The organism is Lentibacillus sp., assembly GCF_035301925.1.
Lineage (GTDB): Bacteria > Bacillota > Bacilli > Bacillales > Amphibacillaceae > Lentibacillus.
In genome coordinates, this window is record NZ_DATGTI010000004.1 from 1 (window position 1) to 12636 (window position 12636).

A 12636-nucleotide genomic window follows, 5' to 3' on the forward strand; every position below is an offset into this window, starting at 1 on the left:
TCTTCGCGTCATCAACAGCTTCAGGCACAACCTCCACACCATAAACCTTTTTAGCTTCCTGTGCCATAAACAGCGATATCGTGCCAATGCCGCAATAGGCATCAACCACGGTATCATGGCTGCTGATCCGCGCATATTCCACGGCTTTATCATAGAGTTTTTTTGTTTGCGGCGGATTGACCTGATAAAAGGAACGGGCGGAAATGGCGAATTTAATATCGCCAATTTTATCGTAAATATAATCTTCGCCATATATCGCTTTTGACGTTTTGCCCCAAATCGAATTCGTTTTCCGGTCATTAACATTATGAACTATCGATTTGATATGCGGGTAAGTTTGAATCAGTTCCTTGACCAGCTCTTCCTGATGCGGCAAATCGGGTGTCCGCGTAATAATGACAATCATCGTATCCTTTGTCACCTCACCCGTTCGAATTACAATATGCCTTAACACACCGGTATCGTTCGCTTCATCATAAGCTGGAATCCCCAAGCGATCTGCTATCCGGCGTACTGCTTCCACCATGCGGTCATTGACTTCATCCTGAATATTGCACGTTTCCATTCCTTCAATAATCCGGTGACTGCGCTTTTGATAAAAACCGGTGATCAGCTCGCCGTCATCCTTTTCCCCGACAGGCATCTGCACTTTATTGCGGTAGCGCCACGGATCATCCATCCGAATGATCGGGTGGACCGGCACATGTTCCAAATGGCCGATTTTCCGCAATGCATTTTTGACCTGCACCTGTTTCATATCCAGCTGCATGTTGTAGCTCATATGCTGCAGCTGGCACCCGCCACATGTATAGAAGACATCACACGGGGGTTCGACACGTTCAGGGCTTGATTTGGTTACATTGAGCAATTTGCCGAAACCGAAATTTTTCTTAACCTTGACAACCTTTACTTCGCCTTCTTCCCCCGGCAATGCATAAGGGACAAATAACGGGTAGCCATTGATTTTCCCGACACCGTTCCCCTCATGGGTCAGGTCTTCGAATTGTAGTTTGACGGTCTGATTCTTTTTCACTGGTGCTGCTTGTTTTGCCATTTGTATCTTCCTTTTCGTGCATATGTGATGTTTATCTTATCATATTCACTATATAAAATAAAAAGACTGCCATCGAAAGCAGTCTTCCCGATTATCCTTTTTCGTCTTTTACAATAAACTCCTCCGGTACGTAGAATTCAATATGCCGCGGTAGGTTTGTAAATTCCCCTGGCAGCAGTCCGCCGTATTCGCCATCGATATTCAGCTGCATCTTTTCATCAGCTTCAACGCTAATATGTTTAGCTTGCGTATAGATGATGCGTTTATCTTCAAGATGGGCGCCTCTTAAAGCAAGACCCGCGATGCGGACAAACTCAGCCAGATTCATTTTCTTTAAAATCAACAAGTCAAAATAGCCGTCATCGAGGCGCGCGTCAGGTGCCAGTTTTTCAAAACCGCCAACTGAATTGGTATTGGATACGAGAAATAGCATAATATCTTCATCCACAATGGTTCCATCATATTCAATCCGTGTCCGTATCGGCTTCAAGGATGGGAGCATTTCAATTCCCTTGACGTAATAAGCCAAATGCCCAAGAACTGTCTTCAGCTTGCTTGGCACATCATATGTCAGCTCCGTCAGCTTGCCGCCCCCGGCGATATTCATAAAATAGTGATCATTCACACGTCCGATATCCAAAAGCATTGACCGACCTTCCAGTATAACGTCGACTGCTTTTTCAATATCACGGGGGATGTTTAATGCCCTGGCAAAATCATTGGTCGTGCCCGTCGGAATAATACCAAGCTTCGGACGGTGTTCCTGCTCTGCCAATCCGTTGATAACCTCACTGATTGTTCCGTCGCCGCCTGCAGCTACTACAAGGTCAAAGTCGCGTTCAACAGCAGTTTTGGCCGCTTCGATGGCATCACCTTCACCTGTTGTGGCATGTGCCGACGTCTCAAAACCGGCAACTTCAAACCGTTCCAGTACATTCGGCAATTCCTTTTTAAATGCTTCCCGTCCGGATGTCGGGTTATAAATAATGCGGGCTCTTTCCATATCCTTCTCTCCCCCAACACACAAATCAGTTTTTACACCTGACGTCTATCATAGCGCTTTTCATTCCAATTGAAAAGTCATTAGCTACGGGACAGAGGATCAGGTCTCGCGTCTCACTTATCTAAAATGATGGACTACTGCGATAACTGCAGTAGTCCGGAAATGTCTTTTATAGTCTTTTCATTCCTGTACGCCACGCTGCTTATCAAGCGTTTTCGCTTTAACGTCTGGTATTTATCCGACTTACCTTTTATCAATTTCGGCTTGCAAAATCTTATTGACCATTGGCGGATTAGCCTGTCCTTTAGTCGCTTTCATAACCTGGCCGACCAGATATTTGATGGCACGGTCCTTACCGTTTTTATAGTCGATAATCGATTGCTCATTTTCGTCCAGCACTTTTGTGATAATGTCAGTGAGCTGGCCTTCGTCGGAAATTTGCACAAGTCCTTTTTCCTTAACGATTTTTTCCGGATCACCGCCGTTTTCCGCCAGTTCGGCAAAAACTTTCTTGGCGATTTTGGACGAAATTGTGCCGTCCTCAATCAGCTTGATCATTTTCGCCAGTGCTTCCGGTGTCAGAGCCAGTTCGCTCAGCTCTTTGTAATGCTTGTTCATGTACGCGGAAACGTCGCCCATCAGCCAGTTGGACACCTGTTTGATGTCGCCGCCATTTTCAATCGCTTCTTCAAAGAAGTCAGCCATTTCCTTGGAACCGGTCAAAATACCTGCGTCGTATTCCGGCAGCCCCAATTCATCGATATAACGCTGTTTGCGGGCATCGGGCAATTCCGGAATCTGGCTGCGAATCCGTTCTTTCCATTCATCATCAATGTAAAGCGGTACAAGATCTGGCTCTGGGAAGTAACGATAATCGTCGGAACCTTCTTTAACACGCATCAGAATTGTTTCTTTCGTTTTTTCATCAAAACGGCGAGTTTCCGGCAAAATTTCGCCGCCTGACAACAGTACTTTTTCCTGACGCTTCTCTTCAAATTCCAAACCTTTCTGTACAAAGGAGAAGGAGTTCAAGTTTTTCAGCTCCGTTTTGACACCGAATGCCTCCTGCCCAATCGGCCGGATAGACAAGTTGGCGTCACACCGAAGTGAGCCTTCTTCCATCTTACAATCGGAAACACCGGTATATTGAATGATGTTTTTCAGTTTTTCCAGATAAGCGTACGCCTCTTCCGGTGAGCGTATATCCGGTTCAGAGACAATTTCGATGAGCGGTGTACCCTGGCGGTTAAAGTCAACGAGCGAATGACCGTCATCCTGGTGGGTCAATTTACCAGCGTCTTCCTCAAGATGCAGCCGTGTAATCCCGATTCGTTTTTTCTCACCGTTCACGTTAATCTCAATCCAGCCATTTTCACCGATTGGTTGATCGAACTGGGAAATCTGATAGGCTTTCGGGTTGTCAGGGTAAAAGTAATTTTTGCGGTCAAATTTCGTATCTGTCGCAATGTCGCAGTTTAAGGCCATAGCAGCTTTCATGGCAAAATTAACCGCTTCTTCATTTAATACCGGTAAAACCCCCGGATAGGCGAGATCGATCGGATTAACGTTCGAGTTTGGTTCATCGCCAAAAGCGTTGGGGCTTGGGCTGAAAATTTTCGAATTTGTCTTCAGTTCAACGTGTACTTCGAGTCCGATAATGGTTTCAAAGTTCATGATTCGGCACCTCCCAACTGAGGCTTTTTCAGATGATGGCCCGTTGCCTGCTCATACGCGTGTGCTGTCTGATAGACTGTTCCTTCGTCAAAAGCTCTTCCAATGATTTGCAGGCCGATCGGCAGTCCGTCTTCCGAAAAACCGCACGGCACTGAAATCCCCGGAAGTCCCGCCAGATTGACCGGTATGGTCAGGATATCATCGGTATACATCGTCAATGGATCGTCAATTTTTTCCCCGACTTTAAATGCGGGTGTCGGTGCAGTCGGTCCGATGACAACATCATACTCGTTTAAAATCTTATCAAAGTCATTTTTGATCAGTGTCCGTACTTTTTGTGCCTTTATATAATAGGCGTCATAATAACCGGAGCTTAATGCAAACGTCCCGAGCATAATCCGGCGTTTCACTTCATCACCGAAGCCCTCGCTCCGTGAATAGGTAAACATATCCATCATATTTTCCGCTTTATCGGAACGCACCCCGTAACGGATGCCGTCAAAACGGGCAAGATTGGCGGATGCCTCGGACGATGCCAGCAAATAATACGCTGCGACGGCATATTTGGAATGCGTTAGTGAAACTTCTTCCCACTCAGCTCCAAGCTGCTCATAAACTTTTAATGCGTTCAGAACCGCTTCTTTCACTTCCGGACTGACACCTTCTGAGAGGTATTCTTTCGGAACGGCAATCTTCATTCCTTTGACATCGCCTGTCAGCTTGTCCGTATAGGCAGGGACATCAACATCAGCACTGGTTGAATCCATTTTGTCATGACCGGCAATCACTTCAAGCACACGTGCATTGTCTTCAACATTCCGAGTGATCGGGCCGATTTGGTCAAGGGAGGAAGCAAACGCGACAAGCCCAAAACGTGACACGCGGCCATACGTTGGCTTCATGCCGACAACGCCACAAAATGAGGCCGGCTGTCGGATTGACCCGCCTGTATCAGAACCAAGGGAAAACAGTACCTCACCGGCTGCAACAGACGCGGCTGATCCACCGCTGGAACCGCCTGGCACATAGTCCAAATTCCATGGGTTGCGGGTAGGTGTATAACTGGAATTTTCTGTTGATGAGCCCATGGCAAATTCATCCATGTTCAGCTTACCAACCGTCACCGTTTTTTCCGTAATCAGTTTTTCAACAGCGGTTGCATTGTATAACGGATCGTCAAAGTTTTTCAGAAATTGGCTACCGCATGTCGTCCGCAAGCCTTTCGTGACAATATTGTCTTTTATGCCGTTCGGAATCGCAAATAGTCGGGCATTTTCATCAGGAGCGGCATCCAGCTGTTTTGCCTGGCTGCGGGCATTTTCTTCATCAAGTGTCAAGAATGCCTGAACCTGTTCATCCACTTCATTGATCCGGTCATATGAAGCATCAACCAGGTCTTCAGCCGATATTTCTTTTTTATGTAACATATCTTCCAATTGTTTGATGCTATGGTCAAATAGTGACATCTATTTCACTCCTTACTCCAGAATTGACGGCACGCGGAAGTACCCATCCTGTTTATCCGGTGCATTTTTCAGCGCTTCTTCTTTAGAAATCCATTCTTTCGGCTCGTCCTTGCGCAAAACATTTTTCAAATCCAGGACATGTGTCGTCGGTTCCACGTTCTCCGTATCCAGTTCATTTAATTGTTCGGCGTATTCGATAATCGAACTCAGCTGATCTGTAAACATATCGGCTTCTTCTTCGGTAATGGCAAGCCGTGCCAAATTGGCAACGTGTTTGACGTCATCTTTTGAAATATCAGCCATGGCAGACACCTCCAAAATATTATATTTGAACTTGCCCTCTTATTTTTATAATTATATTTAATTAAAAGCATTATCAATATAATTCGATTTAATCAAAGACACTATTGATAATAGCAGAAAATGCCGTCATTGAGCAAATAAAGCGAAACTGCATTCAGCGGGGGCGTTTTTTGCCCATTGATAAAGCGGAACAAAGGCTAAAAACGCCACGTCCTGTGGCAACGCCTTTGTGACCTGCGTCCTGCAGGCCCGAGCAGAATCGGGCATTTATGGACAGTTATCTCCGGTTTTTTGGGCATTAGTTTCCATTACATGCGGGATAAGCAGAAAAACCACTTTCCTCTTTACAATAGGGAAAGTGGCTTGGATCCAATGAACATCAATACGCGTTCATTTTATCCATGGCCTGATCATATTCCGCTTCCACCTCGGCTTTTGGTTTTTCCATCTGACTGACGACAATAGCAACAATCAGGTTAAGCAGGAAGCCGGGCACGATTTCATACAAATCGAAAATACCACCGGACAGGAAGCCGCCCCAGATAATAACTGTAACAGCACCAGCGAGAATACCGGCAAATGCCCCATTACGGGTGAATCCCTTCCAGAACAGGGCCAATAAAATTGTCGGACCGAAAGCGGCACCAAATCCTGCCCAGGCGTAGCTTACCAGTTCTAGTACGGTGCTTTCCGGATTCATGGCGATAATCGCGGCAATCAATGCAATGATAAGCGTGGCAATCCGGCCAACCCATACCAGTTCTTTTTCGCCTGCTTCCTTTTTGAAAAGGGCTTTATAAAAGTCTTCTGCCACAGCTGATGACGATACAAGCAGCTGGGAGTCAATTGTACTCATAATCGCCGAAAGAATCCCAGCCAGCAGGATACCGGCAATCACCGGATGGAATAACAGCTGGGAAAAGGCAATAAAAATCTTTTCCGGATCTTCTAGCATCTGAACACCATTATCCATAATGACCGAAATACCAAATTCACCTAAAACACTCACATCCTGTGTACTGATGAACGCCAGCCCGATAAAACCGGTGAAAATGGCACCATACAACCCTAGAATCATCCAGGTTGTGCCAATAAACCGTGCTTTCGGAACATCTTTTGGCGACCTTAATGCCATAAAACGTACAATGATGTGCGGCTGACCAAAATAACCAAGACCCCAGGCCAGTGATGAAATAATCGCCAGCACCCCGACACCTTCAATCATATTCAAATGACCTGGATTAATTTCTCCGACAGCCTGGACTGCAGCGTTCCATCCGCCCATTTCATTAAGTGCGACTATCGGCACAACAATCAACGCCAGAAACATGAGCGAACCCTGCAGAAAGTCCGTCCAGGCTACCGCCAGGAAACCGCCCAGCAGCGTGTATGATACGACAACAATGGTTCCGATCCATAAGGCTGCCTGATACTCAAGTCCAAATGATGCCTCAAACAGTTTTGCACCAGCTACCATTCCCGATGACGTGTAAAATGTAAAAAACAATAAAATAACAAGTGCAGAAATAACCCGAAGTATGTGGGAGTTATCTTTGAAACGATTTTCCAAAAAGTCCGGAATGGTAATCGAATTATTCGAAACTTCCGTATAAACCCGCAGACGTTTCGCAACGATTTGCCAATTTAAGTATGCTCCAATTGACAAGCCGATTGCCATCCATGCTTCCGCAAGTCCGGCAGCATAGACAGCACCCGGCAATCCGAGCAGGAGCCAGCCGCTCATGTCCGAAGCACCTGCACTGAGCGCAGCAACCCCGGGACCTAATTTACGACCACCCAGTACGTAGTCTGATAGATTGTTTGTCATGCGATACATGATGATACCAATTATCAGTATTCCAATGAGATAGACAATAAATGTTATCAGTGTCGCCTGCCCCATTTACTTGTTCCTCCCTTCCGTAAATAATGTAATAATCGAAAGCAATATCACAACAGGCATGGGAATAAACATCCACATCCATGTCGCTCCTGAAATGGCATACTCCACGCATCACCACTCCTTTCTAAATATTTGTACAGTTATTATACCATACGTTTTAACCATTAAGATGATTAGTTTTGATACACATTGCCGACTTACGCATTCGAATTGCAGCAAACAAAAAAGGCCTGAAATAGCTTTCCACACTATTTCAGGCAAAACAACATATTGTAATAGGGTAAAAAATACTGATCTTACTGTTCGAACTAGATTAAAAGAGACTAACATCTGGACCGATTGACAGAACTGTCGGCTCTACTTCGATCGCAGTATCAGATGGGTTATCCTGTACTGCTGTAATTCCTACTACAAGCAGAGTCCCAAATGTAACAGTTGCCATTAACTTTTTCATGTCATCCCCTCCTTTACAGGCTAACCAGTTCTTTATAAGTATTGTTAGCCAGTTTGTAATATTTAACAGACTCTTTATATCTGTTATTCCCTTCAAAATGTCTTGCCAACATATTGGCGTAGACTACCAAGTTAGCATAATCCTTTTGTTTCTTTAAATAAGGTATAAATTCATCAATTACCAATGATTCAAACTTGTGGCCTTCTTGATTAATCGCATAACTATAAGTATACGTCATATATTTAAACAGCTGGTATTTTTCGTCATCATTTGTTTGATCTAGTAACTCCAAACTTTTTTCAATTGTTTCTTTTGCTTTATCAATATTGTTAATGTTGTAATACTCTTTTGTCAGCGATGTAGCAGCAATTATACTTTCATATAATAATACTTCGGGATCTTGGACTATTTCTTCAAAATTTAATATAGCTTTTCTATTTTCTCCGATTGTAGAGTATAGATAACCTAAATTCTGACTGGTCAAATGAATAATTTGTTTGTTTTGTTTCAATTCCCCTAAGTGTTTAGCTAGATTATAGTTTTTAATTGCCTTGTCATGCATCCCGATTCTTCGGTAGGAAATTCCCAATACAATATGAGATTGTGCGCAGCGTAGAAAGTTGTATGTTATCCTGAAAGTTGCAATCGCTTTTTCGGCATATTCGATTGCTTCAAGCGTGTTTCTTAATTTGCTATGTGTCACCGCAATCGTATATTGCAGATCAGCTACTTCTTCTTCAGATAACTCCAGTTGGTTCAGTTTTTCCTCAGCAATTTTATACATGCGCATTGCCTGATAATTCTCGGAATTCATTGTATTATAATTTCCCTTAAACTTATACCAGTAATACTGGTGCAGGCTGTCAAAGGTACCGGTCATTTCAGACAGTTTATTAATTTGACTTAACGCTTTATCCATTTCACCTATGACCAAAAAGTACCTGATCTTATGAATCTCAAACATGACCAGACTGTCAGGAGAATAATGATTGTCATACATAACCTGATTCAATTCCTGATAGATTTGAACCATTTCATCCATATCGTGTTCTGAAGACAGCATGCCATACCATTTCTGCAGCTTTTCCCTGATCATTTCATCGTTTCCATCATCCAGCTGAATACCCAGTCTGGTGCATAATAAGCTTATCACGTTTGGGCTTGCCTCTGTTTTCTCATTTTCAATTTTGGATAAATAAGCGCTCGAGACAATCCCTTCAGCCAGTTCTGCCTGGGTCATTTCCTGTTTAATCCGGTGCAGTTTGATATAGGGTCCGATTTCCATCATTTTACCCACCCCACTAGCTGAAAATAAGAATGATTTGGTAATAATGCTATATTTATATCATAACATAAATTCCAAAAATTCATATTGGGAAAGTTGAGGGGTGAATATAGCAATAAACTCGCCTATGACTTGCCTACTTTCCTAAAACGAGGAAAGTTAGTCAAAAATAGCCCTTTTTCCGCATCTTTTTTACGAAAAAAAGGCTATTTTATCCATTTTAGGCCTATTGACTTATTTTTAATCTTCTAATTAAATTATGAATCATAAACATGAACAGTCACCTCGTCGTCACCTGCTTCACGGTAAATGAGGCCTTCCATTTTTTCATTGGATTTGATTTTCACTTCCAGCTCGTAATAATCCTGGAACATTTCTTCCACCAGACCATACGTATATTGCGTAAAGCCGATGATTTCCCCTTTGCCATAAAACTCCAGCGGGATTTCGAGCGTTAATTTTTTCAGTTCTTCATCGATGTAAAAACCTTTACCGATTACCCCTACATAATTCGGGAAATACTCTTCAATGCGCGAGGCAAAATTTTGTACTAGTTGTTGCGTATCATAGTATTTTTCCTTGCCTTCATCAGAAGGGAACAAGACGTTCTCTTCATTTACGGTTTCCCATTCATCGATTGTTGCCTTCCCTGCTTCCACACCTGTTTTGGCAACAAAATTTCCAGGCACCGGAGAACTCTGATCTTCTTCCCTGTATAATGCAATCATAATTGGGACATTGTTCAGTTCTTCAATGCTGCGAACTCGTTCCAGGACAGTCTGGGCAATCTCCTTACCTTTTTCCATCATTTCCGACTTTGATATGTCTCGATGATGGGTGTTCCCCTCAGCTTTAAATGTATATACCGATTTTAACGCAATGCCGATGGATGCCCCAGCCAGTTCCATCGTATTATCGTCATTCTTGGTGAGAAAATTTTGTTCCAGAATGTGGGTAAGATATTTCGGATTATCCTCATAATCTTCCTTGGTTGCTGTTTTTTCATTCAGCGGCGGATTCAATGCCGATTTCTCTTCTTTTACTGCTTCTTCACTAATATCTTCATTTTCTATCATCTTTTCCAATTCCTGCAGACGTTCTTCCGTCGGGTAGGTATCCAGCCAATTATACAGCATGTCGGATGTTAAATATTGGCCTTCTTCAAAAAAGTATTGTTCAGGATCAAAGTATTCTTTTGAAAGCCTTCGCAGACCTGTTTCCATTTCATCTATATCAACCCGGTTCCCCATCTGATTCGTGATTACACCCCGGGATGCGCTGGGACGATATGGCAGAATGGTCCGGTAATCCTCTTCTGATAACTGATTGCTGGAAACGATTGAATTCTGCTCTTGTTCGTTTTCATCCTCATTTTGAACAACTTCATCATCATTGTTGATCGATGGTGCACAGCTTGTCAGGATTAGAACGGCACCCGCCAGCATCATCGCTATTTTTTTAAACACGTCTTCCACTCCTTAATCGCCCAAAACTTCTCTCAGCCGCTGTTCATCCCAAATGACAACACCGAGTTTTTCGGCTTTATCCAACTTTGAACCGGCATCTTCTCCCGCAATCAAAATATCGGTATTCCGGCTCACACTGCCGGTAACTGATCCGCCAAGCTGTTCAACCAAAGCTTTTGCCTCTGACCTTGTATAATTTTCCATTTTTCCTGTCAATACGACTGTCTTGCCGGAAAATGCCCTATCTTCTTCCACATCCTGCTGTTTTGGCCCTTTGTATACCATATTGAGACCCAGATCTTTCAATTCACTGATCAGACGACGCACTTCATCGCCTTCAAAATAATGCACAATCGAGTCGGCCATTTTTTCGCCCATTTCATCAATCGCTATGATGTCATCAAATGTTGCTTCTTTCAGGTTTTCCATTGTTTCAAAATGGCTGGCGAGTGTTTTCGCAGCTTTGGAACCGACAAAGCGAATACCGAGCCCAAGCAAGAGCCGTTCCAATGAATTCTCTTTTGACGCCTCGACTGCCTGCAGCAAATTATCAGTAGATTTTTCGCCCATCCGTTCCAATTGCAATAAGTCATCACGTTCAAGGCGGTATAAATCAGCAATTGTATGCACCAGGTTTTCCCGAAACAGCTGGGTAATGACTTTCTCACCAAGCCCATCAATGTTCATCGCATCACGCGAAACAAAATGAATGAGGCCCTCTTTTAGTTGTGCAGGACAATTCGGATTAATACATCTTAGTGCGACTTCTTCCTCAAGACGGACGAGCTCACTGCCACATTCCGGACATTCTTCCGGCATAAAGAATTCCTTCTCGCTACCTGTCCGTTTTTCCGGAACAGAACGAATCACTTCCGGAATAATATCGCCCGCTTTTTTGATAATAACCTTGTCACCGATCCGGATATCCTTTTCCCGGATCAAATCTTCATTATGGAGTGAAGCACGGCCCACCGTTGTTCCGGCAACCCTGACCGGGTCCAATATAGCTGTCGGCGTGACAACACCAGTCCGGCCGACACTCAATTCGATATCGCGAAGTGTTGTCATCACTTCTTCAGCCGGAAACTTATACGCAATGGCCCAGCGTGGGTTTTTCGCGGTAAACCCTAATTCTTCCTGCTGAGCAAGGTTATCAACCTTTACAACAATCCCGTCGATTTCGTAATCCAAGTCCGGGCGCTTTTGTTCCCAGTACTTGATGTAATCAATGACGTCATCGATCGTATTGCATTTGCGCCACTCTGGATTCGTTTTGAAACCGAGCTGTTGCAAATAGTCAAGTCGCTCACTGTGTGACGATAATGTTCCGGCTTGCCACTCACCGACACCGTAAAGAAAAATGTCCAAATGACGTTTAGCGGCAATCTTCGGGTCAAGTTGACGCAATGAGCCAGCCGCTGCGTTACGCGGATTAGCAAACGGTTCATCACCGTTTGCTTCCCGTTGTTCATTCAGTTCCAAAAATGATTTATGTGGCATAAACGCCTCACCGCGGACTTCAAGCGTGTTTTCTTCCTGGATGGACAACGGGATGCTGCGGATTGTCCGTAAGTTGCTTGTGATATCTTCACCAGTCGTACCGTCACCCCTGGTCGCACCGCGTACAAATTTGCCGTTTTCATATGTGAGGGATACCGCCAGACCATCAATTTTCAGTTCACAGACAAAAGAAATCGGATCATCGGTTCCCTGGCTGGCACGCCGAGCAAAATCACGGAGATCTCCTTCGTTGAAAGCATTGCCAAGACTAAGCATCGGTACATTGTGCTGCACCTTTTGAAATGCATCCAACGGTTCCCCGCCAACACGCTGTGACGGTGAATCAGCTGTGATAAGTTCCGGAAATGCTTCCTCCAGTTTGATGAGTTCTTGCATTTTCCGGTCATATTCCGCATCCGGTACGCTCGGATTATCGAGGACGTAATACTCATGATTGTAATGGTTCAATAATTCTCTCAGTTCCGCAATTTGTTGTTGTGCCTGCTGTTTATCCAACCTTCCAAGCAC

Annotated in this window: 10 protein-coding genes; all 10 read right to left on the reverse strand. The window is 44.1% G+C overall.

Features of this window, described 5'->3' with window-relative positions; genetic code table 11:
* The coding region (gene rlmD, locus VK080_RS00135; RefSeq protein ID WP_324222771.1) for a 23S rRNA (uracil(1939)-C(5))-methyltransferase RlmD at window positions 1-1054 on the reverse strand (1054 nt) is incomplete at its 3' end.
* 91 nt (window positions 1055-1145) lie between these two features.
* Window positions 1146-2057: a diacylglycerol kinase gene (locus tag VK080_RS00140; RefSeq protein WP_324222772.1), complete on the reverse strand. Its 912-nt coding sequence runs from the start codon at window positions 2055-2057 to the stop codon at window positions 1146-1148.
* A gap of 243 nt (window positions 2058-2300) precedes the next feature.
* The gene (gene gatB / locus VK080_RS00145) at window positions 2301-3731 is read right to left on the reverse strand and encodes an Asp-tRNA(Asn)/Glu-tRNA(Gln) amidotransferase subunit GatB (RefSeq protein ID WP_324222773.1); all 1431 of its coding nucleotides are present in this window, start codon (window positions 3729-3731) and stop codon (window positions 2301-2303) included.
* Window positions 3728-5197 (reverse strand): Asp-tRNA(Asn)/Glu-tRNA(Gln) amidotransferase subunit GatA, encoded by a 1470-nt coding sequence (gene gatA / locus VK080_RS00150; protein WP_324222774.1) that lies wholly within the window; start codon window positions 5195-5197, stop codon window positions 3728-3730. Before gatA ends, gatB begins: the two co-directional genes overlap by 4 nt.
* Before the next feature lie 12 nt (window positions 5198-5209).
* Window positions 5210-5500: an Asp-tRNA(Asn)/Glu-tRNA(Gln) amidotransferase subunit GatC gene (gatC, locus tag VK080_RS00155; RefSeq protein ID WP_324222775.1), complete on the reverse strand. Its 291-nt coding sequence runs from the start codon at window positions 5498-5500 to the stop codon at window positions 5210-5212.
* 379 nt (window positions 5501-5879) lie between these two features.
* Complete coding sequence (putP, locus tag VK080_RS00160; RefSeq protein WP_324222776.1) at window positions 5880-7403, reverse strand: sodium/proline symporter PutP; 1524 nt, start codon at window positions 7401-7403, stop codon at window positions 5880-5882.
* A gap of 313 nt (window positions 7404-7716) precedes the next feature.
* Entirely contained in the window at window positions 7717-7857 is a 141-nt protein-coding gene (locus VK080_RS00165; protein WP_324222777.1) for a hypothetical protein, read from the reverse strand.
* A 13-nt stretch (window positions 7858-7870) separates the two neighbouring features.
* Window positions 7871-9145, reverse strand: a complete 1275-nt coding sequence (locus VK080_RS00170; RefSeq protein WP_324222778.1) for a helix-turn-helix domain-containing protein — start codon at window positions 9143-9145, stop codon at window positions 7871-7873.
* A 254-nt stretch (window positions 9146-9399) separates the two neighbouring features.
* Window positions 9400-10608 (reverse strand): CamS family sex pheromone protein, encoded by a 1209-nt coding sequence (locus tag VK080_RS00175; RefSeq protein WP_324222779.1) that lies wholly within the window; start codon window positions 10606-10608, stop codon window positions 9400-9402.
* A gap of 12 nt (window positions 10609-10620) precedes the next feature.
* Entirely contained in the window at window positions 10621-12624 is a 2004-nt protein-coding gene (gene ligA, locus VK080_RS00180; RefSeq protein ID WP_324222780.1) for an NAD-dependent DNA ligase LigA, read from the reverse strand.
* Window positions 12625-12636 lie beyond the last annotated feature (12 nt).